Here is a 25,516-nt window from a genome sequence, read left to right on the forward strand (position 1 = left end):
CGTGAAGTTGAAAAAAGAAATTTACCTACTACTGACGTTTGTACTGTTGAGCTTTGCAGGACAAGCCGAAGACGGCTACGATTTGTGGCTACGCTATCAACCCATTGAAGACAGGGAAGTAAGGGGAAGGTACAATAGGCAAATCACCGGCTATGTGGTGGAAGGGTACTCCCCTACTCTTGAAGCGGTCAAAACCGAGCTCAACAACGGGCTATCGGGACTTCTCGACAAGCCAATCGCTTTTGGCAGTCCTTTCGGAAAAACGGGCTGGGTAATTGCAGGTACTCCCGAAGGTTCCAGCATTGTGGCTGGGCTCAACCTGACCGAGGAGCTGAAAGACCTGGGTAAGGAAGGCTACCTGATCTCTAACAGGAAGGTTAGAGGGGTTAATGCGCTGGTGATCGCTGCCAACACAGAAGTCGGGGTACTCTACGGTACGTTTCACTTACTAAGGTTGATCCAGACTCATCAGCCGCTTGATAATGAGTTCACCATCACAGATTCTCCCAAAATACAACACCGCATTCTCAATCATTGGGACAATCTGGATCAGACTGTGGAACGTGGCTATGCCGGGTTTTCGCTCTGGAAATGGCATCTGTTGCCTGGTTACCTTGATCCCCGCTACATTGACTATGCCCGTGCTTGTGCTTCTATTGGCATCAATGGAACGGTGATCACCAATGTCAATGCAAAAGCAGTGGTGCTCACCCCCATGTATCTCGAAAAAGTAAAAGCGCTGGCGGATGTATTTCGTCCCTACGGACTGAAGGTGTATCTCACCGCTCGTTTCAGTGCCCCCATAGAGATTGGCGGACTTGAAACTGCCGATCCGCTAGACCCCAAAGTGCAGCAGTGGTGGAAAGACAAGGTAACCGAAATCATGACCTATGTCCCCGACTTTGGTGGTTTCACAGTGAAAGCCAATTCCGAAGGGCAGCCAGGACCTCAAAATTATGGACGCAGCCATGCCGACGGCGCCAATATGCTGGCGGATGCTGTGGCACCTCATGGAGGAATCGTGATGTGGCGAGCCTTTGTTTATAGCAATGAGCAGCCAGTGGATCGGGCCAAACAGGCCTACGACGAGTTCAAGCCACTGGATGGTACTTTCAGAAAGAACGTGATGGTGCAGGTGAAAAACGGTGCCATTGACTTTCAGCCAAGAGAGCCATTCCATCCCTTGTTTGGTGCCATGCCCAAAACCCCTATCATGGCCGAGTTTCAAATCACTCAGGAATACCTCGGGCAGGCAACAAACCTCTGCTACCTCGCCCCCCTTTTTAAAGAAACACTAGATGCTGACACCTACGCCAGGGGTGCCAATCCAACCCAGCCCCGTGCATTGAATAACCCTGACCTGAGAAACCCTAGTCCCACTGAGAGGCCCCCTGTTCCGCAAAGCCCACTCCCAATCAACCGATTGGCCACAGTAGCCAAAGTGGTAGATGGCTCGCTTGACGAGCAAGCAATCTCAGGCATTGCAGGTGTTACCAATATTGGCAACGACCGCAACTGGACGGGCCATCCTTTCGGGCAGGCCAACTGGTTTGCCTTTGGCCGCCTTGCGTGGAACCACGAGCTCAGCTCGGCCCACATCGCCAACGAATGGCTCAAAATGACATTCACGAACGACCCGACATTCGTTGAGCCCATGAGAGAAATGATGTTGACCTCAAGGGAAACTGTGGTCAATTACAGCACGCCACTTGGTTTGCATCACATCATGGGCGCAGGGCATCACTATGGGCCTGGTCCATGGGTAAGCAAGATGTCCCGTGCTGATTGGACGTCTGTTTATTATCACAAAGCCGACTCAGCAGGCATCGGCTTCGACCGTACGGCTACCGGCAGCAATGCGCTGGAGCAGTATGCGCCTTTAGCAGCCAGGCTTTGGGCGGATGCAAAGACATGCCCCGACATAGACCTCCTTTGGTTTCATCATTTACCCTGGGACTTCAAAATGAAGTCGGGTAAAACGTTGTGGGACGAAATTGCTCTTCACTATCAGCAAGGTGTTGACGAGGTACGTGTCATGCAGCAAAAGTGGAAAGAGCAGCAGGCTATTGTCGATAAAGAACGCTGGGAGCATGTAAATATGCTGCTGTCCATTCAGGAACAAGAAGCGGTGTGGTGGAGAAATTCCTGCCTGCTGTACTTTCAGGCATTCTCGAAAAGGCCTTTGCCTAAAGGAGTTGAAAAAAGTGACAAAACGCTGGAATACTATATGGATCTAAAATTTCCTTATGCGCCAGGGAGGGGATAGACGATAAGGTGATGCCGCTGTTGTCGCCCTGAGTCGATCATTGGGTCATTATCGGATGGTAGCTGTTGTCACCCTGAGCCTGTCGAAGGGCGACAACAGCGGTTATAGTAAACGAGCATTATGAATCGATACACTGTATATATTCTTAAATGTGCTGACGGTAGCTACTACACAGGTGTAACAAATGATATTGACAGAAGACTTTACGAACATCAAATTGGGTATGACACCAAATCCTACACATTCAAAAGACGACCCGTCGATCTCGTGTTTACTGAACACTTTGGCAACATAAACAAGGCAATAGCTTTTGAGAAACAAATAAAAGGTTGGAGCAGGGCTAAAAAAGAAGCGCTGATGAAACAGGATTGGAGAGCTTTAAAAGAGCGTTCCAAAAACAGGTCTGGTAAATGATGAGAAATGGAGCTTCGACAGGACTTCGACAGGCTCAGTCTGACATTTCGGTTATTCGAGGAAGTATTAATTTTGCTTTGGATTTTTTTCTTTTTTGGAGCTTGTTATTTGTTATTTTATCATCTTCACACCCTAATACATTTGAACGCTAAAATACTGTTATGGCCTACTTAATGGAACAAACGATGCGCTGGTACGGGCCCAAAGATCCGGTTAGCTTGTCGGATATCAGACAAGCCGGATGTACCGGCGTAGTGACAGCCTTGCATCATATACCGGTTGGGGATATCTGGACTGTAGAAGAAATTACCAAGCGCCGCAAAGAAGTAGAATCGGCAGGGCTTACCTGGACGGTGATTGAAAGTCTGCCTGTTTCAGAAGACATAAAAAAACAGACCGGAGATTTCAAACAACACATCGAGAACTACAAAGTAAGCCTTAAGAACGTTGCCAAATGCGGGCTGAAAGTTGTCACTTACAACTTCATGCCTATTCTGGACTGGATGCGCACCGACCTGGCCTACACGATGCCAGATGGCAGCAAGGCACTAAGGTTCGAGAAATCAGCCTTCATCGCTTTCGATCTTTGTATGCTGAAAAGACCAAACGCTGAAAAAGACTACACCACTGACGAGATAAGCAAAGCTAAAAAGCGCTTCAGCTCCATGACCGAGAGTGAAAAAGACATGCTTTTCAGCAATGCACTTCAGGGTTTACCAGGTAGTGAGGAAAGCTTTACGGTTCCGCAGATTCTGAATGCGCTCAAAACCTACGAGGGAATTGACAGGGCAAAACTCAAGCAGCACCTGTTCTATTTCCTGCAGCAGGTAGTTCCTGTGGCCGAAGCTGAAGGATTGAAAATGGCCATTCATCCCGATGATCCCCCATACCCAATTTTGAGCCTGCCAAGGATTGTGAGCACGGAACAAGATGCCAAAGACCTGATCGCCGCTGCTCCTTCCCCTGCTAACGGACTATGCTTCTGCACCGGCTCGTATGGTGTGCGCCCCGACAATGACCTGCCCGGCATGGTGCAACGACTTGGCGACCATATTCACTTCCTGCACCTGCGTAGTACCAGAAGAGATGAAGAAGGCAACTTCTTTGAAGCAGATCACCTCGATGGCGATGTGGACATGTATGCTGTTGTAAAGGAAATCGTTCAGGTGATGAGGAAACGGAAGGTATCCATTCCTATGCGGCCAGACCACGGTCACCAGATGCTGGATGATCTTCATAAAAGAACCAACCCTGGTTATACAGGCATTGGTAGGTTAAGAGGATTGGCGGAGCTGAGGGGGTTGGAATTGGGCATCGACAGAGCCATGTAAGTAAGAAAACAAAAAGTATCAACTAATAGCCCTCATGAGTAGAAAGGAGACGGATTACCGTCTCCTTTTCTAAATTAAAGCCTATTGCGCCAGGTAGCCACCGTCAATGGCGTAATACGATCCATTGATAAAGGAAGCATTTTCGCTGGCCAAAAAGAGAACCAACTGTGCTACCTCTTCAGGCTCACCCAGCCTTCCTATGGGATGTTTAGTTTTGAGAAATTCCAACACGTCAGGTGAAAGGTTGTCATCCAGAAGCGGTGTTTTAATAAACCCGGGGCCAACGGCATTAACCCTGATTCCCAGGGCCGCATACTCCAGCGCACCGTTTTTTGTAAGACCAACAACACCATGTTTGGCAGCTACATAAGCTGGACTGGTAGCAAAACCCACCTGGCCAAGAATAGACGCCATATTCACGATGGCTCCGCCGCCGCTTTTAAGCATGGCAGGTATTTGATACCGCATGCCATAAAAGACACCAGAAAGGTTCACGGCAATTACCTTGTTCCATCCATCAATATCATACTCACCAATGGGAGCAGCCGGCCCGCCTATGCCGGCATTGTTGACGGCAATATCGAGTTTGCCAAATGCTTTCACCGCCTCATCTACACTCTTCCTGGCATCGGCGGGATTGGATGCGTCAACATTTACAAATATTGCCTTTCCTCCTCTTTGCTTGATCTCGTCGGCTACTTGCTTACCGTGGGCCTCATTGATGTCGGCAACCACTATGCTTGCGCCATTTTCGGCGAACAGAAAGGCGGTGCTCTTCCCTATACCAGACCCTGCGCCGGTAATTAGCGCTACCTTATTTTTTAGTGACTTATCCATGACTTTGGGTGTTTAGTTCATTATTCCTTCTACCTAATAAACAGAAAAGACGGCCTATCGTTGGCGATATGGTGGTGAGCTTTATCAAGTCGGAACATGATTTTTGGCATCAACCAATCGGTTGAAAAAACCAGTTCGTTCAGCGACATAGTAGCAAATGAGATAAGAACAACATAGAAAGTTATGCTGCAAAAAAACATTGTTCAGTTGGTGGGAAAACGCAAAGTAGACATACCCATGCGTTCTGACCATGGTCATCAAATGCTCGATGATCTGCACAAGAAAACCAATCCTGGCTATACAGGCATAGGCAGGTTGAGAGGACCAGCTGAATTGAGAGGTTTGGAATTGGGAGTTTCCAGGAGTTTTTAAAATTTCGTTTCAGATCATTTAATGGAGGGCGGTAACAGTGCCTGCTTCCATTTCTACACCCTAAGTTCTTTCAAATCCAACTCAAAGCCTGGCAGCACATCTCCGCCAGCCATGCTTTTGTCAAACCCTTTCACCACCTGCGGCTCAACTCCTGACTGGTAAATAGTCACGGTTTCATTAGAGGGATCAACCAGCCAACCAAGGCGGCAGCCATTGTTTATCCACTCCTTCATCTTGACGTCGAGGTTCTTCGGATAGTCACTCTTTGACACCAGTTCTATAATGAAATCTGGCAGGAGGTGAGGGAGTTTTTCCAGTTCAGCTTTGGGAACTTACTTCAACCGCTCCTTGCTTGTCCAGGCGGCATCCGGGTTTCTCATTGCACCATTAGGCAAATAAAACCCCGTGTCAGAATCACTAACTATTCCTAAACGCCGCTCTTTGTTCCAAATACCAAGCTGCATGATGATTTCGGAGTTCCGATTTCCTGTGTTGAATCCTGTTGGTGACTTAATAACAATTTGACCATCGGGCTCACGCTCAAATTTGATATTCTCATTTTCCACACAAAAGGTGTAAAACTCCTCGTCTGTCATGGATTCAACCCATTATCCGCCTATGGTGTACTCGCTAAGCATAAAGCCACATTTGTTTGATTCAACTAAGTTAATCAAATTAAAGGTTCTATTAGCCGATGCAGTTATGAAAACCGCCTTACTTGTTCTCGTATTTTTTACGCTTATCGTAGCCGAAATACTGAAAGTCTACCTCATCATGCCATTTCCTGGCAGCCAGGAGATGAACAGTATTGACTTCGCTTATTTCATGTTTTTCAATATCGGGTATTTTCGGCTGGCAGGGCTTCTGATGATCGCCTACCCGGCCTGGCATTATCTCAGGCAGGGCACCAGAAAGGCCAAAATTACCATTGGCACGTTCATGCTGATTTACCTCGGGGTTTTCTATGCGGTGAATTTTAAAATGCTCGCCGACAAGATATTTTACCAACCCAATACGGTGTCATTTGCTCCCCCCAGTCAGACGCAGTACGATCTAAATGACCTCGTAATTGGCCTCGAAATACATGGGGAGGCGAGAGCTTATCCAATCGAAAACATCGGCTACCACCACCAGGTAAAGGATACAGTAGCCGGTCAGCCAGTGATTGTCACCTACTGCACGGTCTGCCGTACGGGCAGAATATTTGCGCCGGAGGTCAACGGACAGCCTGAAACCTTTCGACTGGTGGGAATGGATCATTTTAATGCCATGTTTGAAGACAGCCGAACCCGCTCCTGGTGGCGGCAGGCAAATGGAGAAGCTATTGCCGGGCCGTTGACTGGCACTGTCCTTCCTGAGCTGCCCTCCGAACAAATGACGCTGGGTGCGTGGCTAAGCAAATACCCCGAGTCGTTAGTGTTGCAGCCGGATACTGCATTTCTGGAAAAGTATGAAAATCTGGAGAACTATGACGAAGGCACATCTGACAGTAAGCTAACGGGGAGAGACACAACCTCATGGGCCGATAAATCCTGGGTGGTTGGCGTGATATTGGATAAGAAAGCAAAGGCTTATGATTGGAATGAACTGGTGAAGATCCGACTGTTCAACGACACTATAGCCTCCACTGGCTTGCTTATTGCGCTGGAGCCGGACAGCCTGTCATTTCATGCCTGGGAGCGTGACACACTAGTATTTTCGCTCAGCGACACTACGAGCTTTATTATAGATAAAAACACTAGCTCCGGATGGAACTGGAAAGGCGAATGTGTGACTGGCCCGCTTTCTGGCGCCCGACTAAAGTGGGTTCCGGCCTATCAGGAGTTCTGGCATTCGTGGAGAACTTTTCATGAAAAAACTACCCGCCTCTAATTGGTTACTTTGAGACTGGTCTTTAAAAGATAATATTCCATAGCCACCACAATTCCCGCAAAATTGCTTTTATTCATTTTCAAATTACATCCAACACCGCATCCTACTTTGCTATGACAAGAAAATACTTTCTTCTTTCTTTTAATCTGTTTTTCCTACTCCAATGCCCCCAGCTATTTTCTCAGGAATACAACACGATGGAAGGGCTTATCATTTTGCAAAACAATGATTCGATAGCTGGTTCAATAAAAATTAGAAATGACATTTACGAAGAGGTCTCCTTTAAAGCAAACACTAGTACCGATTTCAAAATTTTCGGCCCATCAGACATCAAATCTTTGGAGTATGAAGGTGGATATCATTATGATGCACTTGAAATCAAGGAGGGCGAAAAAGCCTTTCTCCTTCGCATTGTGAGCGGGCATTTAAGTCTCTATCAGTTCTATCAAAAGCTTTTTATAAAAACATCGGATGGAAGCGTTATTGAACTTCAACATGACGAGGATAAAGCAGTGGATCGTCATCTCATTGAAGATAAACGGTATGTTCGTTCCCTCGTTTTCCTCACATCAGGATGTCCTCAATTAAAAAGAAAAATTGAGCGAGTCAACTACCTCGCCACTGACATATCCAATCTGATTGAAGAGTATAATCAATGTGTAGACCCCTCATACGAGGCTCCCACTAGAAATGTAGCTAATTTAAGAACTGAAGCTGGTGTGCGAGCTGGTATTGGGATCAGTAAAATGCAGTACTTAACTCAAAGCTTCCTGTATAGCAATGCCACTTTTGGGCCGAATTCGAGCATACTTGGAGGCGTGTTTTTTCGCCTGACTTTCAGAGGAAAATTATCGGCCCAGCCAGAAATGATCCTTTCAAAAAAGGAATCACATTTCAGTGGCAAATTATCAAGCACAGCAGATGACCAACAAATCGACGTTTCTTTGACTTCTCTTGAGTTCCCACTCTCTATCTATTATACGTTCCCAACTCAAAACATTAGGCCGTTTATTTCATTTGGTGGCGTCGCTGCATTCGCCTTAAAAAAGGAAGCAACCAGACATGCTAATGGGTCTGACATTACTTTAAACATGGACAACGACTTTCTCGGCTACAAAATGAGTTTTGGCGCCTTAAAATCTTTTGGATCAAAGTATGTTGCAGGTGTGGAGTACTCAATTTCAAATACCTATGGCAATAGAAACTATCTGATTCAAAACTTTAGATGGTTCACTCAAGAAATAACCCTAAGAGTTTCTTTAGACCTGACCCGCTCGGCAGACTAATGCTTTCAAGTGAGCTTCAATAGAAATTTCACTTCGTGATCTGCGAAGATTGAGAACAATGCGAAGCATAAGATAATTTCTTTCCATCTCCGTAATGAAATCACCCTTGAATCGTCTTTAATTACGAATGACCCGGGAAGAATTTAAATCAGCTATTGTCCCACTACAGCAGCCCTTTTACAGGCTTGCCAGGTGGCTCATGAACAACGACGAAGATGCCGAGGACATTTCCCAGGAAATCATTCTGCGACTCTGGAAAATGCGTGATCGGCTCTTCGGTTACAACAACGTAAAAGCCTTTGGACTGAAGATGACCCGTAACTTATGCCTGGATCACCTGAAAAAAAAGAGCCGCAATTCAGTGGAGTTTCAGGCGTCTCACGACAACGGACATTCTACTGATGAAAATCGAATTGAGGCCTCCGATCACTTGAGTTTGGTGAAGCAACTTATCGGGCAGTTACCTGAGACCCAGCAGCTTGTGTTACAGCTAAGGGGTGTAGAAGAGTTGGAAATTGACGAAATTGCCGAGGTAGCCGACATGACACCAAACAATGTGCGTGTGGTGCTTTCCAGGGCAAGGAAAAAACTGAAAGAGCAGTATGAAAAATATCAATAAAACCGACCAAAAAGAATTGCTCGACAAATTCTACAACGGCGACACCTCGCTGGATGAAGAAAAGTTGCTGGAAACCAGCGATGATCAGTTAAGTCCCGAAAAGGATTTATTTAGGTTCTTTGAGTCCGAAAGAAAAGTGGCGCCTCCCTCCTTTCCTCTGGAAAAGCTGGAGGGAAGGCCCTCCTTTCTTTTTGTCGCCAAAGTTGCGGCCTCACTGGCTTTGCTTGTGTTGTTCGGCTACATACTTTTTAACTACTTTTCGGAAGATGCTGAACCTGTTCGGTGGGTAGAAGTCAAAACTGAAACTGATCAAAAAATTATCAACCTCAGCGACGGCAGCATTGTCACACTGAACAAAAACGGCAGTCTGAAATATCAGGAGCGTTTTGCAGACCGATTAGTCTACCTCGAAGGAGAAGCTTTTTTTGACGTGAAAAGGGCTGAAGCACGTCCCTTCAAGGTGCTTACCGGTAAGGCAACCACGGAAGTGCTGGGCACGTCTTTTTACCTCAGGTGGCTACCCGGCTCAGCCAAAGTCGAGCTGGAAGTGAGCGAAGGGAAAGTCGCCTTCTCATCTCATGACCGCAATTTGAATGAAAGGGTTTTTGTAGTGGCTGGGGAAAGAGCGGTATACGATGAGCAGTCAAATACCATTCGGCGATTTGAGTCGTTTGACCCCAACCTGATCGCCTGGAAAACGAAGCAACTCCAGTTCGAAGATGCACCTTTGAAAAAGCTTTTGGAGGATGCAGAAGGATACTTTGGTGTTGAGTTTGCCTTCGAAGAGGCAGTCATCTCCAATTGCCGGTTTAGCGGCACATTTGACGACCCAACCCTGGAACAACTGCTGGATGCTTTAAAATACGTACTCAATATTAGCTATGAAATGCAAAATGGTAAAGTGATTCTTAAAGGCAGTGGTTGCTAAAAGGCTAATCGACTGGGCTCTCATTTTTCTCGCTCTGATGCTATTTCAATTCAGAGCCATGGCGCAGTCTGTCCCAATAGATTCCGCTCTTGCGCACATCAGCAAGAGGTTTCATGTACATTTCCTCTACAGCAAAAACTTCCTGCCCACCCGCCAAATAAGCAATGTAGAAACAGCAGGTTCTCTCACAGAAGCACTGGATCAGCTGAGCATTGAAACGTCTCTGGAATACACAATAAGTGGCAGCACCGTACTGCTCAGGCCAAAATCAGAAAACAAGGCGAAAGCTATGACAACGGGCAAACCTAAGTCACAACCCGCTCCGAGTCCCTATGATTGGCCTTTTGGCTACAAAGACCTCAATTTCAGGAAGAAGAGTATGCCCTCCCACTCACTGTTTGACAAGCACACATATTCAGTACTTAGGTTAAGCCCCGATTCCTTTCCAATCGAAAAACAAGGTGAATCCAATGAAAGCATCCCCGACGAAAGAAGACCCGTGCAACTGACTCCGGTTTATGCGGACGAACCAATGCCCTACGCTTTTATGGGCCAACCCGAAGCTTCCAAAGACTCAACTAATACGCTGTTAACCAACAATGAGCCAACTCAGCTTTTGGAAAGTGAGGCCTTGTTCAAATACCGGCTTTTCAACGTATCGCTAGCACCGGGCCTCGGCACCAATGGCCTCAATCCTGGAAATTCTTACAACGGCATTTCCATCAACCTGACCGTCGACTATTCTGCCGGTAGTAATATTTTCGGATTGGCAGGATTCTCCAACTTCAGCAAGCGCAACACCTATGGCTTTCAAATGGCTGGCGTGCTAAATGTGGTGGGTGGCGACATGCAGCAGCAAAAACGCTATACCAGGGCAGAGCTCGAAGCGCTTAAGTCCCCGTTTCTTGGCATACAAGCTGCAGGACTTGCCAACCTGGTTACGGGGTCAGTCACTGGCTTCCAGGCATCGTCTCTCATCAACATGGCTGGCAGCGGCACTGTTGGCTGGCAGTTAAGTGGTGTGGCGAATATGACAGCTAACAATTTGCACGGGCTGCAAATAGCAGGCTTTTTCAATTACACAGGCCGCTTCGTCACCGGCGTGCAGTTGGCAGGAGTTAATTATGCCAGAGGCGATCTTTTTGGAGCGCAAATTGGCGTGGTGAACAGGAACAAAAGCATGAATGGCCCCAATTCAGTGGACTCCGAAACCCATGGGCTACAGTTGGGTGCTGTTAATTTTTCAAACAGAATGGGCGGCTACCAAATCGGGCTTTTTAACAAGGCCCAAAACTCCAGTGGCTTGCAGTTTGGTCTCGTCAATATGTCGAAAGAATCAAGTGGCCATCAATTTGCGTTAGTAAACGTTTTTAGACAAAATAGCGGATGGGCCCTTGGACTGGTCAATATTGGTCCTCGTCTGTCAGGAAGGATTTGGGCCAACGAAACCTTTCAAACAAACGTGGGAATCACGACCGGCTCTGATCAAATAGCTAACACGGTCTTCTATAGCCGCAACCTATTTATCCCAGGCAACCACTCGATCTGGCCGAAGCAAGCCTGGGGTTATGGCGTGAGCAAAGGTTCCTTGTTCGACCCACACGACTTTCAGCAATTGGCATTTAAAGACTACCGGATCAATGTGTCGTGGGTTAACTTCGATGGAGTAGACAAACAGCCTTTCAATCTGATGCTAAACCCTCACATGGTATACGGGCGTCGAATGGATTGGTCGATGTACTTTGTGATTGGTGCAGGCGTGAATGCCTGGTGGACGCCCAACTATAATAGCTACAAACTCTCCTACCTGGAAGTGGCCACCATCAGCGAGCCGAACTACGTGTGGAAATTCTGGCCGAGCTTGACGATGAGTTTGGAATTTTATTAAAGGTATCGCCTCCCGACAAATGCTGGAGGCAATACCTATATATTCTAAGCCGGTACCGGCACCATTCCCAACCCTTCCTCAGGTGCTTGCTTCTTCTCCACCACAATACTCGGAGGCAGCAATTTGTAGAGCACTGGCGTTACTATTCTTGACAGGATCGTTGAGCTGATCAATCCGCCTATCAATACAATGGCCAATGGCGAGTACAAGGGATTACCTTCCAATGCCAGCGGAGTCAAGCCACCAATGGCTGTGAGTGACGTCAGCACTATGGGCACAAACCTCACTTCTCCCGCCTCCCGAATCGCCTTATTGAGCTCCATGCCTTCTCGCCTCAGCTGATTTGTGAAATCCACCAACAGTATTGAGTTTTTTACCTCGATGCCTACCAGGGCTATCAACCCAACGGTAGCGGTAAAAGAGAAAGTGTATCCGGTGATCAGCAGCATCAAAATGGCTCCGATAATTCCCAAAGGAATTACTGACAGCACAATCAGTGAGCTTTTGAAGGTACCAAACTCCAGCACCAGAATGCCCATAAAGCCGAAGGCTGTGATAAGAATAATGGTACCGAGCCCTCCAAAGCTTTCCTCTTTGCTCTCCTGCTCACCGGCGGCTTTGTAAGAGTAGCCTTGAGGAAAATCAAACTGGTCCATATCGGCAACCACCTCCTGCGTTACGGCTTCCACCAGGTAGTTGCTTTCCACAAAGGCTGTCACCGTGGCAAACCGCTCTTTGTCATAGTGTTTTACCAGATTGGTGCTTGTTTCAAACTCCAGCGAAGCTAGCTGACTGAGTGGCACCGATGCTCCCTTATAGCTATTGACATACACCTTGTCGAACACCGACATATCAGTGATACTTCCTTTGGGCACGGTCACCAGCAAGTTATATTCCTTGCCATTGGCGTCCGTAAAGTCACCAATAGTAAGGCCAGCTACCGCCATCCTGATAGCCTTGTCCACTTCGGCCAGGGGCACTCCCAGCATGCCTGCCTTGTCTTTGTTAATACGGAAGCGCAGGTCAGTTTTCAGCGTGGCCAGAGGATTATTGACATAAATGGTACCCGGAGTGTCTTTGAGAATTTTCTCCACCTGTAGCGTCAGGCTCCTTAAGGTATCCAGGTTTTCTCCAAATACCCTGATGGCAATGGGCGCCTCTATTGGAGGGCCCTGCTCGAAGTCTTTCACTTCAATTTTAGCATTGGGGTAGTACAGAAAGCGTTCTCTCAATTCGTCGATGGTTTTGATTTTCTCTTCGGGCCTGATATCGCTTTCAAGCTGTACATAAAACTGTGCGAAATTGGAAGCTTCGGCCTTTGGCACCACATTGTAGTAGATCATAGGATTACCCTTGCCCACATTGGTGGTGTAGTAGGTAATGGTCGGCTCTTCAGCCAATGCCTTTTCTACATACTTTGCCACGTTGTCAGTTTCCTGCAAGCTGGTACCCACCGGTGTCTCAATGTTCACGAGGAACTGAGGTTTCTCTGACGCCGGGAACAAGCTAAAGCCAACCGACGGCACTAATGCCAACGCACCCAAAAAGATTAGAAATGCGATACCCAGGGTAGCCCATGGTCGGATTAGTGCTTTGTCCAACAACTTTGAGTAAGAGCCGCTGATCAATCTTTTTAAAGCACGGAAAAAGATGTTTCCCTCTGACGAAGTGTGTGTTTTTAAAACCCGGCTGGATAGGAAGGGCACAATGGTGAGCGATACGAAAAGGGATGCAATCACCGTAGTGACCACGGCCATGGGGAGATTACGGATAAAGTCTCCGGCAGCTTCCGGTAAAAACAGCAATGGCAAAAAGGCAAAAATCAATGTAGCTGTACAGCCAACCACAGCCAGACCGATCTGTTTGGTGGCTTCAATAGCAGCCTCTTTCTTACCATATCCTTCACGAAGATACCGTTCGATGTTTTCTACCACCACAATACTGTCGTCAACCAAAATGCCCAAAGCCACAATCAGTCCGACGATGCTCAGCTGATTGATGGTGTAGCCCAGCATATCGAGCATGAAAAGGCCAATGGCGAGAGAAAGAGGAATAGAAACCATCACCACTATGGCCGCTCTGTAACCAAGTGGCAGCAAAGTGATTGATACCAAAAGAATAGCAATGATGAAGTCCTTCACAAACCGACTGAGACGACGATCAACACTGCTTGCCTGGTCAAAGTTTTGCACCAGCTCCATGTTGGATGGAAGTTCCGCTTTGAACTGATCCACCACAGGTTGGTAGGCCTCCTGCACTTTGAAAATGTTCTGTCCCTCCTTCTGGGCTGCCGTTACAAGCACTGCCCTCTTGCCATTGAGCCTGGTCAGGTGGTTTTCTTCCTCATAGTCGAAGGCCACATCGGCAATATCTTTCAGGTACACCACCTTGTCGGCGGCAGAGTAAACAATCGTATTCTGTACCTCCTCCAGGCTCGTATAGCTACCGCTGGTTTTAATATTGAACCTTCTCGTGCCAGCATTGACACTTCCACCCGGCATGTTTACATTTTCACTTTGAATGGCTCCGAGGACAGCATTCAATGGAATATGAGCTGCTGCCATTTTTTCCAGGTTCAACGAGATTTTCACCGCTGTTTCGGGGAAACCCCAGTCTTCCACTTTCTTCAAAGCTTTTACCTCCTCCAGCCTCTCCTTTAATTCATCAGCCTGGGTTTCCAGCTGCCGGTAAGTAGCTGTTTCGGATACTAAAGCGATCTGCAGAATATTAACATCTGTAGGCGTAAACCTCCGAATTTCTATACTGAATATGTCTGCTGGCAATTCCTGCTGCACTGTGTTCATCTCCCTGATTACTTCCTGGTAGGCGTCGTCAGGATCAATTTCGTATTTGTAGTCGATGCGCATTACCACCAGGCCATCGTCTACATTACTGACGATTTTCTTCACGTCTTCCAGCTCGCTGATTTTCTTTTCGATGGGGTCAACCACCAGCTCCTCCATGTCCACCGGGCTTGTGCCGGGATAGACCACTACTACTGCGAAACTAGGCGACTCAAACTCAGGGTCTTCGCCCCTGGGCATGTTGAACAGGGAGTTCAGGCCCAACCCGATGACCATGGCAAACACGATAAGAGTGAACTGGTAATTTTTTACTGAAAATTCTGATATCTTCATCTTCGTTGTTCTTTTTTATTCAGTAAAAAATTATTGCACTACCATGATGGTTGACTCCTCATTGAGGTAGGCAGACCCGGCCGAAACGACCAGGGCGGTATGCTCCAGGCCGGAGCTTATGGCCACATCCTTTTCAGTAAAATAGGCGACGCTCACTGGTTGCTTTTTCACAGTATTTCCCTTTGCAGGCACATAAACAAAAGCCTGCCTGCCGTTGCCCTCAATAATAGATTCGATAGGTATCAGGTTTAACTGACGGGTTTTTGAAGGCGAAATAACAACACTACCTACAAGCCCATTGGCTAGTAGCTGATCTTTCCCAATCTCCAGTTGGAGCTCCGCCTGGTAGGTGCCATTCATAGGATCGGCCCCTTGTGCCAACCTGATGACAACAGCATCAATGACCTGCTCTCCGAGATGGTCGAAATGCACAACGGCTTTATCTCCGATATTTAGTCTGGCCCAATCCCTGTCGGCCACGCCTGCCTTTAGCACCCACGTTGATTGGTTTCGAGCGCTCAGCGAAAAGACTGGATTGCCGCCACTGATCATCTCGCCTTCGTTGGCCCATTTTTTTAGCACTACGCCATCAAAGCCAGCCCTGATTTGGGAGTTAGTAAGGTTGTAAGAGGCGATGCTGTAGCTCTCCTTTGCATTTTCATAAACCGTGGTGATGTTTTGGAATTGCTCCAGCGTTGCCGCTGAGTCCGCTAAAAGTCCTTTGAAACGCTCAAGGTCTCTGGTGGCTTTGTCCAGACCATTTTTAGCCTGCACCACCTGGGCCTGGATTTCAGTGAGGTTAAGTGAAGCCAGAAGCTGGTCCTTTTTTACCCGATCACCCACTTTTACATAGGTTCTCTGAATGATGCCTCCTGTTTTAAATGACAACGTGCTTTCCGTTTCGGAGGAAACCAAACCACTGGTGCGAACCGGCTTGGCCACCTTCTCTGACTTAACACTGTCGAGGCGAACCGCCACCACATTTTTGTCTATCTGCATCTCAGATGCTTTGTTCTGCGTGCAGGCAGACAGCACCCATGCAGACAGAATAATGATTGTTGGAGTAATGAAATTCTTCATGGTATTGATGATTGAGTCTCTTTCTTAAAAAATGGATTGACTATAAGCTGTTAATTACTTTATCGACTTCATTGACGCTCTTGAGCAGGTTGTATTTGGCGATGCTGTAGCTCAAGCGAGCGTTTGTGTAGTTCAGTTGCGATTGCTGGAACTCCAGCGGCAGAACCTGGTTCTGCTGAAACCTCGACTGTGTGATTTTAAAAGCGCTTTCCGAGGTCTTCAATGCGTATTCAGCACTGGAAAGGTTGTTAGCTGCCGAGCGGGCCTCCTCGTAGGCTTGAATCACCTGTAGTTCTATTTGCTTTTTTAGCTGCTCTTCCTGGGTTTCGAGCGTTGTTTTCTGCAACACTGCCGACTGGTATTTTGCCTTGCGGGCTCCCCCCTTAAAAAGATCCCACTGCATGCTGAAAATGAGCATGCTGAACTGCTGATCGCCGTTGAATTTGTAGTCAAATCCCTGATAGCCCAAATCACCGATTACGGCCAGGTTGGGCATGATCCGGTTGGCTTCGTTCAGCTTGATGAGGTAATTAGTCGCCTCCTGGGCCTGCTGTACCTGCTGCAGTTCGTTTCGCTGTTGCAAAGCGAGCTCTGTAAGATTGCCGGTATTCCCGGCTATTGTCTGAGGTAATGCAAAATCACCCGAAAATTGAGAGTCGACTTCAATCTCTGCATCAAGCTCTTTGTTGAGTAAAAAATTGAAGTAGGCCCTTGCCAAATGCTCATTTTTTCTGGCATCGTTTAGCTGGGTGTCCATTTTGCTTCTTTCCAGCTGGGCATTGTAAACCGCATCTTTGGTCACAAGCTGTGCATCAAAAAAGCTTTGCGTTACACGCACCTGTTCATCGAGTAGGTTCATTGAGCTTTCATAAATCCTGATTGCCTCCATCGACTGCAGGTAGCTGAAGTAGGCCTCTCTGACCATGCCCTTTAACTGTGTTTCATAGGCCTGTCTTTTGGCCTGCTGCACGGTGACCATTTGCTGCTGCGCCTTGTAACCATACCAGATGTCGGAATTGAAAAGCGGCTGAACCACCCGTAGCTTGGTTTCATGAAAGCGGTTGGGCAGGAACTGAATCTCCTCATTGTTCACCTGCGGAAACTGCTGCGAATCGGTCAACTGGTTCAGCGTTGCGTAGACTGGGTTCAGCAGGTCGCCAATAGGGAAGCTGATCTTCCTACCCCCCTGTGCCAGCGAATAGGTAGCACTTATGCCTGCAGAGGGCATGAAAAGTGCTTTCGACTGCGCCAGGCTCTGAAGACTCTGCTCATACGCCAGGTTCTCCTGTTTCAATGTCAGATTGGCGGCCAGGGCCTCAGCCACATACTGATCCAGGACTCCCCCTGAAGCAGTCGCTTCGATCTGACGTGCATAACTACCTATGCCCGAAAAAAGTAGAAAAACGGTTAATAGTGTCACTTTGGTGTACATACATTATTTAATTAACAGTGTTAACTTACAGTTCAAAAAAAGGTCAGGACAAGGCCTGACCGTCATCTTTTATATTTAAGTCGTCTATTTTTCGACTGACTTAAAATTTCTTATCATTAATTGAAAAGCTTCAAAAGCATCGGTGACGTACTGTTCACGGTCAACCTCCTGATAAAGTTTCATTCTATCGCAAATTTGTAACGACACAAGGCCATGGACAAAACTCCAGATCATCAAAGCCGCAGCCCTCATTGTTATACCTTGCAAATACCCTTGTTCCTGGCATTCAATTACGACCTGTTCCAGAAAGGCATGTGCATTGTGGCCAGCCTCCCAGGTTTCGTCTGTTTCGGTGGTACACAAAGGATCCTTCACAAGAAACATCAATTGGTAATAATCAGGATTTTCAATGGCAAACCGTATATACCGAAGGCCCATCTGATACATGCGTTCCATAGGGTCTTTCACTTCGAGCAGCGGCCTGAACTCGTAGGCAAGCATCCTGAAACCCTCAAGATGCAAAGCATAGAATAACTCATTCTTGTCCTTGAAATAAAGGTAAATGGTGGTCGGGCTGTACTCTATGGCATCGGCAATGTTTCTCATGCTCACTTTATCGAAACCATGCTCAGCAAACAGCTTATTGGCCGTTTTAAGGATCAACTCCTTCATTTCTTCCTTCTCTCGTTCTCTGCGCTCTGATATACCCATGATACTTTTAAAATAACACAACAAAGATACTTAACGGTGTTAAGTAAAACAAGTTTCGCACTAAGATTTGTTTCGCCTCCAATGACGTTAAGTTTATAAATCCTGAAGAAACTTTCTCTTCTTTTGTTAACTTTGAAGAAGATACCTTCTTTCTAGAGATGAATAACTCGCTGTCTAACATACAACTAGAGCTTCTCAAGACATTCTCGCACAACGTCTCAGAGAAAGATTTGCTTGAGGTAAAAAGGCTATTGACTAATTTCTTTGGCAAAAAAGCAATCACCGAAGCCAACAAGAAATGGGATGACAATAGTTGGTCAGACAACAAAGCTGAGGAGTTGTTGAAGACTCATAAGAGAACCCACTATCCTAACAGCAAATAAAGGGTTGTGCTTAAAATTGTACTTGACACAAACATTCTGCTCGTTGCTGTCTCTGACAGATCACCCTACCATTGGGTGTATGAGGCATTTTTAAAGGAAAAATTCCAACTCCTGGTTACAACGGAAATACTTTCCGAACACCAGGAAACTATAACCGAACACATGGGCTCGTCAGTAGCCGACAACGTTCTCCTTTCTATCGAAAACTCGGTTAACACAAGTTTCATCACCCGATATTTTAAGTGGAATCTAATAAATGCAGATCCTGACGATAACAAATTTTCGGACTGCGCAGTCGCCGGGAGTTCAGACTATCTGGTAACAGAAGACAAGCACTTTGAAGTATTGAAAAGCATTGGTTTTCCAATAGTAAACGTGATTGGTATTGGCGATTTTAAGCAACTCCTCACATCTGTTAACTGAGGGCATTCTATGGGCACCATAGATAAATTATGAAGCGAACCATTGTGATATACGGCCTGAGCATGGCAGCCTTGCTATTCCTGCTGAAAGTGCTGGAATACAGGTTCTTCGTGCGGGATTTGTCATTAGAGATTTACGTTGGCGCTGTAGCCTTGCTTTTTGTACTGATCGGAGTTTGGGCTGGAGGGAAAATAATAGGCAAACGACGAACCACCGTTATCGTACAGCGAAAGTTTCACCTTAACGAGGACGAACTCAGGAGACTGGAGATCAGCCAGCGTGAGTTGCAAGTATTACAGTTAATGGCTGAAGGCTTCTCGAACCAGGAAATTGCAGACGAACTATTTATTTCCCTCAGCACAGTAAAAACTCATACCGCCAATCTATTTTCCAAACTAGACTCAAGGCGCCGGACGCAGGCTGTTCAAAAAGCAAAGGAGCTCAGCCTCATCCAGTAGCAAACTGCCGGTACTTTAGTACTATTATCGGCTGAACTCATAAATTCATACCAAAGTATGAGTGGGAAAATGCCTTTGAGCGCTTGTTTTGAGACATCACAAATGACAGAACTATGAGAAAAGTAATTATTACCTACGGATTGATTGCAGGTGCCATTGTAGTGGTGCTTATGTACCTCACCATGCCTATTGGCAAGGAGAACGGAAACTACGACCTCGGTATGGTCCTCGGCTATGTGTCGATGATTGCGGCCTTGTCGATGATTTTCTTTGGCGTGAAGGCGTTTAGAGACAAATACCTGGACGGAAGTATCACCTTTGGAAAAGCCCTGTTAACAGGGCTGGCGATCACTCTCGTGGCAGGAATTGTGTATTGCATAGGCTGGGAAATATATTACAACACCGTTGCCCCCGACTTCATGACAGACTACACCAATTTCTACATCGAAAAAATGAAGGATGAAGGCGCCTCGCAGGCTGAAATTGATGAAATGACAGCTTCGATGGATGCTATGGCTGAAAACTACAAAAATCCAGTCGTTCGGTTTGGCATGACGTTATTGGAAATCTTCCCGGTAGGCCTGGTCATATCACTCGTATGCGCTGCGCTGTTTCGAAGTAAAAACTTCCTTCCTGTTACTGATTAACTTAAAAACCAATTAATAGAAACGATCATGCAAGAGCAAAAAATTGGACATATCGTACACTTTGACCTGACTGTGGAAGACCACGAAGGTGTTAGCGAATTCTACAAAGAAGTAGTGGGCTGGGAAAAACAGGGGCTGTCCATGGGTGACTACGACGACTATGTAATGAAAGACAAAGAAGGCAACTTCCTGAGCGGCGTTTGCAAAAAGGCCGGAGGAAATGCCAACCTACCCCCCTACTGGCTGATTTACGTAAAAGTAGAAAACCTGGATGCCAGCCTGGCAAAATGTGAGGAGCTGGGCGGCAAAGTCATAGGTGAAAAACGAAAATATGGAGAGAAAACCTCTTATTGCCTGATCCAGGATCCTGCGGGGGCTTATATGATGTTGATGAATTGATCAGTCAAGTCGTGCCACCAGCTACCGCTGTGGGCACGACTCCTTTCAGATTACAAAAGTTTAATAAAATGCAGAAGCATCAGACACTCTTAGAAGCCTCAATTAGCAGCTAGCGGCGGCATTTACTCCAAAACTTTTGTAGTCTTCATTTCAAATCAACCTCGTCTAACTGTCAGATTTTTTGAATATTCATTTGTCTAATTCAAGCAGAAACGGAGAAGCAGGAAGTCCGGCTTTATTAATGATATAGTATTCAGGGTTGTTGCTCCAGCCAAACCTAATTGCTTTCGGCAGGCTGACCTCAGTTGATGAAATGTGCAGACTGCTTCCCTTCACCTTACCTGTCGCTTTCACAAACTTTCCGTCCTCACCCGCTACTTCGAAGCTCGCCCCAAGGCCCACGACGTTCTTCCTGTGCTTAATAACCTCACCAAACCTGACCACCACCGTTTTTCCTTCAACCGAGAAGGATGTATGAGACGGGCCATTGGCCACCACAGGCTTGTCATAAGCTACGTCCAACGCCTTTAGAGCAAGTCTGTAGCCAAAATCCTGTTTGTTGGCCGGATGGATATTGTATGGATTTCCTATATCGAGCGAAACAGCCATCCCTGTGTTAGGCAACGCAAGCGTGTTTTGCTGTGCGGCCCTAAGGCTCGACCAGGAGCTATTCATTTTGTGAAACTCATGGGTCAACTCGAGGTTACTTAACTGTACAAACAAGAATGGAAGATCGCCAAGCCCCCAGTGTGTTCTCCAGTTGCGAATCAGTTCGGGGAACATCTGGGCATACAATTCTGGCCGACTGGCATTTGATTCGCCCTGATACCAAATGAATCCCTTTATCCCATACGGCGTAGCTGGTGCCACCATGCCGTTGAACAGACTTGATGGAGCATTGTGAAAGTTTTTAGCTGGCCCGAAGTCATCATCAAAATCATTCTTCAAAAGCCATTCCCTGGCAAGATTGACGGAAAACGAGCGATTGCTATTCTCGATAAAGAAGCTCTTTTCGTCGCCAAAAAACTTCGGCGCACCGAAAGGTTGGGCAAGACGAACCGTCAACACATTTTCGCCAGCGTTGACCAAATCCGCTGGTATATCGACCAAAACTGGTTGAGGGTACGAAAAAAGGTCAAGTTCCGCTCCATTGAGGAAAATACGGCTTTCCCTGCCTAAAAACCCCAAAGAAATTCTCAATGGATGTCCAACCAACTTTTCAGGAACCTGAAACCCTTTCCTCAACCAAACTACATTTCCGAATACAACATCAGTTTCCAACGGATTAATGGAACTCCAGGAGCTCGCATCATAACCCGCACTGGCATACGCTTCGACTTCACCAGCCCTGGGAAAGCTAATCGCCATCCTTCTGGCCAGATTGTTCGTCATCGACTCGGTTACTTTTCCCGTCCACTCGTCTTTATCAAAAGCGGTCGCCGCCGGAGGTATGTCAATGGAGTCCTTAAATATTACCATTGACTCCGGGCTCATCCACGACCTGATAGGCGTGCCGCCCCAAGAACTATGGATGATACCTATCGGAACATCCAACTCCCGATTCAGCTCTTTAGCAAAAAACCATGCAGTGGAAGAAAAGCGGGCAACTGATTCGACCGAAGGCATCTCCCATGCAGCCTCAAAGTCGGCTGCCGCAACGGGCATGGGCATTTTTGGCACATTAAAAAGGCGTATATTGGAGTAGTCAATATCTGCTATCTCTTTCTCGTAATCTTTTACTTCCGAACGTGGAATCCACGGCCAGCCAGCCATAGGATGCTCCATGTTCGACTGACCTGAAGCAAACCAAACATCGCCCATGAGGACATTACTAAACGTAAGCTTTTCGCTTGCTCCTTCCACTTCCAGTTGATAGGGCCCACCTGCTCTATGAGCAGGTAGCTTTATCTCCCATTTCCCATTTTCGTCGGCGAATGCAGACGATATAGAGCCATCCAGCTTCACAATGACCTTCTCGCCATTGGCGGAAGTGCCCCAAACGTTCATTTCAATTCCTCTTTGCAACACCATGTTGTCAGAGAACAGCTGAGCACAACTCAGCTGAGCCGTTGCCTGGCCTGCTATAACCATGCAAGCAGCAAGACAAACCGCTACTATGATCCTATGGCGATGGCGTTCAGTCATACCTTCATTTTGAAAGACCAATGGTAACTACCTGAACAGGGCCGAGTAAACCAGACTTTTTCAGCGGCACATCCTTCCACGGCGTCAGGTTTTTGTTGGCATTGGTGATATTCGTATTCGTAAACTGTTCCCCAGTGATGGCATCACCTGTTAATCTGTTGGACCAGGTATTTGCCACCCGTGCACTTAGCGTATTCGCCCCCTCTTTGATCATGTCAGTAACATCAAGCCGATAAGGCTTCGTCCACACAATTCCTACAGGCTGATCATTCAGTGTTACCTCCGCCATTTCGGCAAGGTCACCCAGGTCAAGGTACACTCGGTTCGCCTCACCACCTGAGCCTGCAAACTCGAACGTCTTTTCATACGTGCCGATTCCGGAGTAGTACCTAATGCCATCAACCTCTGATTGCGTCCAAGAAGTAAGATCGGGGAAAACAGCTGTAGCGGGTGCTCCCCACTCCTCGCTGAAGGAAACGTTCCATTCTCCTTCGATGGTTGTCGCCTTTGCCTGCCCACCCGCCGACCTTGAGTAGAAACCATGCGGCGTGTACACAATGTCGGTATTTTCGATGCTCCCTTTAGGTTTCGCAGGCTGATTAGTGAACACCACGAAGTAGCTCCCATATGGCGCAATCGACAGTGGTAACAGTGTTGTGTTGCCTTTCTCTTCGAAAATCGGAATAGGCATCATTTCTCCGGTTTTGGGATCCCATAGCTCAGGCGCTCTGTTCTTCTGGCGAAAAGTCAGGCTTTCCGACACCCAGCTATCTGTCCTATTGCGGATGAGGTAAAAATCTGCATCGCCTTTGGCGTAGTGGATGAAATCCAGCTTTCCACTGGCCTGATCGGGATAGCTGAAATCCGGCACTAACCCTAATCCTCTAAGGGCTTCCTCCGGCGATTGACTTGACCTTATCTTGCCACTCTCCGTTCCGGCCGTCCACAAATCGCCTGATCCACTCACAATTTGTTGAGTTGCCTCAGGCTGACGAGCCAATCCGTTTGCCCGGTTGGGCTTTCCTCCCACAATCACCGCCCCTGATGCAGCCAAATCTCTCATTTTGGCCAGCGCAACGGGGCTCATTTCCGTATTATTGCCAAGTGCCAGTACTTTGTATCTGCCAACGCCCGGCAGTACAACTTCACCATTTTCAACAATCAACTCACTTAGTTTATCAGTATTGATCACTTCGTAGTCGTAACCAGGGCCAGCCGTGAATCTTGTGTTCTTAGGTGGCACCAGGTTGGGCACGTCGTCGCCGTAGTAGTACAAGACATCGGCTACAAATTTGGCTTGCTGAAGTATGTAAGAGTTGCGGGCCAGGTAATCATTAAAAGCTTTGGCCATGGGCCACCAAACCCGTTTATCGTTATAGTGAGTGCCCGCCAGGTAAACAATGCCGGGATAACCAAACTCAGATGGATTGTGAGTAAACCCATGGATCACCAGTCGGTTCATGCCTTCACAAAACGCCCGATCCGCTATAATTTTCAAGTCCTTCGGGCTCTCCTGCCAGTCCCAATAGCTGGTAAAAGCTTCTTCCTCAACAATATTTCGCTGATAGATGTGAGAGGCAGCTGCAATTTCTTTGACCAGCCAGATATAATCTACCACGCTGTCTTCTTTGTAATACTCCCTGTTGTACCAGAACTCTCCACGGGGTACGTCCAATGCCCCCAGCGCCTTCAGTGTTTCCACCGGAATATGGTGCATATGGCCAGGGCCACCCGACTCTGATATGATCTCAAGTCCGTGGGCATTACAAATCTCTTTTGATTTGGCATAATGGTTTTGAATCATCAACTCCGAGAATGTCTTTCTAAAGTCGAATTGAAAGTCATCATTTACCTTCTCCTCGTATAGCTGCTCGTCGTAAATAGCAGGAATAAACTTATTGATCTCATACCCGTGCAGTTTCTTGAACATCTGAGGCAAAGTGGGCGTCCAGGCAAACTCCTTCGCTTCGTAGCTGGCCAGGTAGAGGTTTTTGAGCGCACTTTGCTTAAAATCTCCCACGAGAGGCTTCAGTTTGTTGATGAAATACATCATGTGCATACGGGTGGCGGCAGATTCGAAATGGTCGATGATGGGGCCGTCCGAATTGGGTGATGGCACAATCAACCGTTCGCCAGAATTGGAACAAATGTATCGGTAGATATCCCAGTCTCCTTCAGGAGCCTGCCACGTCAGCTCTTCTGTGGCAGCATCAAATTGAGGCGAGAGATCAAAGATTCGGGAGGTGTCTCCCAAGTTTTTTGCCTCTTTTGGCACTGCGACAACGGCAATTTCTTCGCTATAAATCGGTCTGCCATTAGGCTGATAGTCAATCTTTCTTGGTTGCCCGTTTCTGTCGGGCGTGATTTCCGGGAAGGGAAGCTTCATTTTCACTTCTTTTCCACCCTTCAATAATGTTTTGGATGCATAAAGTGTTTTCGAAGCATGTTTTGGTTCTACCCAGGTTCCTCCTGCATTCCAGCTACTGGCTACTCCTAGCCCCACTTCCAAATCAAGCTTCTTCGCTTCATCCAGGGCCATTTTTATCAAATGAAGCGATTCATCGCCCATAAACGGAGGTCCGGCAGGAATGATCCCTTTTTCATCACTTGCTCGTCGCAACCCAATTTCAAAAATGTCTACGCCGCCAAGACCAGCGTCTTTGATGGCTCTCAGTTCGGTTTTAAGCCTTACCGAGTCAACATAGCCATTTAGCCACCACCAGTACACTTTGGCCCTGGCTTTGACTGGCGGGTTCTTAAAACCTTCCCGTAGTTCCGTGAGTCCGTCATCAGTTATTGGAACCTCACAAGCAGAGAGCAGAAGCACTCCTGCAAACAGCGTCGCAGAGGCAATGTGGAATATATTTTTCATGGTAGTTTACTTTTTA

21 protein-coding genes and 1 pseudogene are annotated in these 25,516 nt (G+C 47.1%); 14 read left to right on the forward strand and 8 right to left on the reverse strand.

Translation table 11 applies throughout. From position 1 onward, the window contains the following. Position 1: 1 nt before the first annotated feature. The 3 genes from RIG68_RS07125 (at position 2) to uxuA (ending at position 4,011) form a co-directional block, all read left to right on the forward strand. Positions 2-2,266, forward strand: coding sequence for an alpha-glucuronidase family glycosyl hydrolase (locus tag RIG68_RS07125; RefSeq protein ID WP_350120398.1), 2,265 nt, complete (start codon positions 2-4; stop codon positions 2,264-2,266). A 120-nt stretch (positions 2,267-2,386) separates the two neighbouring features. After that, positions 2,387-2,680 (forward strand): GIY-YIG nuclease family protein, encoded by a 294-nt coding sequence (locus RIG68_RS07130; protein WP_350120400.1) that lies wholly within the window; start codon positions 2,387-2,389, stop codon positions 2,678-2,680. 161 nt (positions 2,681-2,841) lie between these two features. Next, entirely contained in the window at positions 2,842-4,011 is a 1,170-nt protein-coding gene (gene uxuA / locus RIG68_RS07135; RefSeq protein WP_350120403.1) for a mannonate dehydratase, read from the forward strand. 81 nt (positions 4,012-4,092) lie between these two features. Here the strand turns inward: uxuA and RIG68_RS07140 are convergent, their stop codons facing one another. Next, positions 4,093-4,848: an SDR family NAD(P)-dependent oxidoreductase gene (locus tag RIG68_RS07140; protein ID WP_350120406.1), complete on the reverse strand. Its 756-nt coding sequence runs from the start codon at positions 4,846-4,848 to the stop codon at positions 4,093-4,095. Between the two features lie 207 nt (positions 4,849-5,055). Here RIG68_RS07140 and RIG68_RS07145 point away from each other — a divergent pair, with 207 nt between their 5' ends. Next, a complete protein-coding gene (locus RIG68_RS07145; RefSeq protein ID WP_502880619.1) occupies positions 5,056-5,220 on the forward strand; it encodes a mannonate dehydratase in 165 nt (54 codons plus the stop codon). 53 nt (positions 5,221-5,273) lie between these two features. Here RIG68_RS07145 and RIG68_RS07150 read toward each other — a convergent pair. Beyond that, positions 5,274-5,816 (reverse strand): annotated as a pseudogene (locus tag RIG68_RS07150) (Uma2 family endonuclease). Positions 5,817-5,922: 106 nt separating this feature from the next. On the opposite strand from RIG68_RS07150, the gene RIG68_RS07155 reads away from it, so the two are divergent. The 5 genes from RIG68_RS07155 to RIG68_RS07175 all read left to right on the forward strand — a co-directional run bounded on the left by RIG68_RS07155 (position 5,923) and on the right by RIG68_RS07175 (position 11,813). Further along, positions 5,923-7,092: a DUF3179 domain-containing (seleno)protein gene (locus tag RIG68_RS07155; RefSeq protein WP_350120409.1), complete on the forward strand. Its 1,170-nt coding sequence runs from the start codon at positions 5,923-5,925 to the stop codon at positions 7,090-7,092. 197 nt (positions 7,093-7,289) lie between these two features. Beyond that, a complete protein-coding gene (locus tag RIG68_RS07160; protein WP_350120412.1) occupies positions 7,290-8,378 on the forward strand; it encodes a porin family protein in 1,089 nt (362 codons plus the stop codon). 127 nt (positions 8,379-8,505) lie between these two features. After that, complete coding sequence (locus RIG68_RS07165) at positions 8,506-8,997, forward strand: GFO_1088 family ECF-type sigma factor (protein WP_350120415.1); 492 nt, start codon at positions 8,506-8,508, stop codon at positions 8,995-8,997. After that, positions 8,981-9,925 (forward strand): FecR family protein, encoded by a 945-nt coding sequence (locus RIG68_RS07170; RefSeq protein WP_350120418.1) that lies wholly within the window; start codon positions 8,981-8,983, stop codon positions 9,923-9,925. Before RIG68_RS07165 ends, RIG68_RS07170 begins: the two co-directional genes overlap by 17 nt. A gap of 58 nt (positions 9,926-9,983) precedes the next feature. Then, positions 9,984-11,813 (forward strand): LA_2272 family surface repeat-containing protein, encoded by a 1,830-nt coding sequence (locus RIG68_RS07175; RefSeq protein WP_350120421.1) that lies wholly within the window; start codon positions 9,984-9,986, stop codon positions 11,811-11,813. 44 nt (positions 11,814-11,857) lie between these two features. Here RIG68_RS07175 and RIG68_RS07180 read toward each other — a convergent pair whose 3' ends face one another. The 4 genes from RIG68_RS07180 to RIG68_RS07195 all read right to left on the reverse strand — a co-directional run bounded on the left by RIG68_RS07180 (position 11,858) and on the right by RIG68_RS07195 (position 18,173). Further along, entirely contained in the window at positions 11,858-14,950 is a 3,093-nt protein-coding gene (locus RIG68_RS07180; protein WP_350120423.1) for an efflux RND transporter permease subunit, read from the reverse strand. Positions 14,951-14,980: 30 nt separating this feature from the next. Further along, positions 14,981-16,030 (reverse strand): efflux RND transporter periplasmic adaptor subunit, encoded by a 1,050-nt coding sequence (locus RIG68_RS07185; protein ID WP_350120425.1) that lies wholly within the window; start codon positions 16,028-16,030, stop codon positions 14,981-14,983. Positions 16,031-16,070: 40 nt separating this feature from the next. Next, a complete protein-coding gene (locus RIG68_RS07190; protein ID WP_350120428.1) occupies positions 16,071-17,462 on the reverse strand; it encodes a TolC family protein in 1,392 nt (463 codons plus the stop codon). An 84-nt stretch (positions 17,463-17,546) separates the two neighbouring features. Then, positions 17,547-18,173, reverse strand: coding sequence for a TetR/AcrR family transcriptional regulator (locus RIG68_RS07195; RefSeq protein ID WP_350120431.1), 627 nt, complete (start codon positions 18,171-18,173; stop codon positions 17,547-17,549). 158 nt (positions 18,174-18,331) lie between these two features. Between RIG68_RS07195 and RIG68_RS07200 the strand changes: the two genes are divergently transcribed. The 5 genes from RIG68_RS07200 (at position 18,332) to RIG68_RS07220 (ending at position 20,483) form a co-directional block, all read left to right on the forward strand. Beyond that, complete coding sequence (locus tag RIG68_RS07200) at positions 18,332-18,556, forward strand: DUF8507 family protein (protein WP_350120434.1); 225 nt, start codon at positions 18,332-18,334, stop codon at positions 18,554-18,556. A gap of 6 nt (positions 18,557-18,562) precedes the next feature. After that, entirely contained in the window at positions 18,563-18,979 is a 417-nt protein-coding gene (locus tag RIG68_RS07205) for a putative toxin-antitoxin system toxin component, PIN family (RefSeq protein WP_350120437.1), read from the forward strand. A 29-nt stretch (positions 18,980-19,008) separates the two neighbouring features. Beyond that, the gene (locus RIG68_RS07210) at positions 19,009-19,437 is read left to right on the forward strand and encodes a response regulator transcription factor (RefSeq protein WP_350120440.1); all 429 of its coding nucleotides are present in this window, start codon (positions 19,009-19,011) and stop codon (positions 19,435-19,437) included. Between the two features lie 113 nt (positions 19,438-19,550). Further along, positions 19,551-20,084: a DUF4199 domain-containing protein gene (locus RIG68_RS07215; protein ID WP_350074826.1), complete on the forward strand. Its 534-nt coding sequence runs from the start codon at positions 19,551-19,553 to the stop codon at positions 20,082-20,084. A gap of 27 nt (positions 20,085-20,111) precedes the next feature. Next, positions 20,112-20,483, forward strand: a complete 372-nt coding sequence (locus RIG68_RS07220; protein ID WP_350120443.1) for a VOC family protein — start codon at positions 20,112-20,114, stop codon at positions 20,481-20,483. 189 nt (positions 20,484-20,672) lie between these two features. Here RIG68_RS07220 and RIG68_RS07225 read toward each other — a convergent pair whose 3' ends face one another. Beyond that, positions 20,673-22,628 (reverse strand): sialate O-acetylesterase, encoded by a 1,956-nt coding sequence (locus tag RIG68_RS07225; protein WP_350120445.1) that lies wholly within the window; start codon positions 22,626-22,628, stop codon positions 20,673-20,675. Positions 22,629-22,632: 4 nt separating this feature from the next. Beyond that, the gene (locus tag RIG68_RS07230) at positions 22,633-25,500 is read right to left on the reverse strand and encodes a glycosyl hydrolase (RefSeq protein ID WP_350120448.1); all 2,868 of its coding nucleotides are present in this window, start codon (positions 25,498-25,500) and stop codon (positions 22,633-22,635) included. Between the last annotated feature and the right edge of the window lie 16 nt (positions 25,501-25,516).

This window comes from Imperialibacter sp., assembly GCF_040222385.1.
Taxonomy (GTDB): Bacteria; Bacteroidota; Bacteroidia; order Cytophagales; family Cyclobacteriaceae; genus Imperialibacter.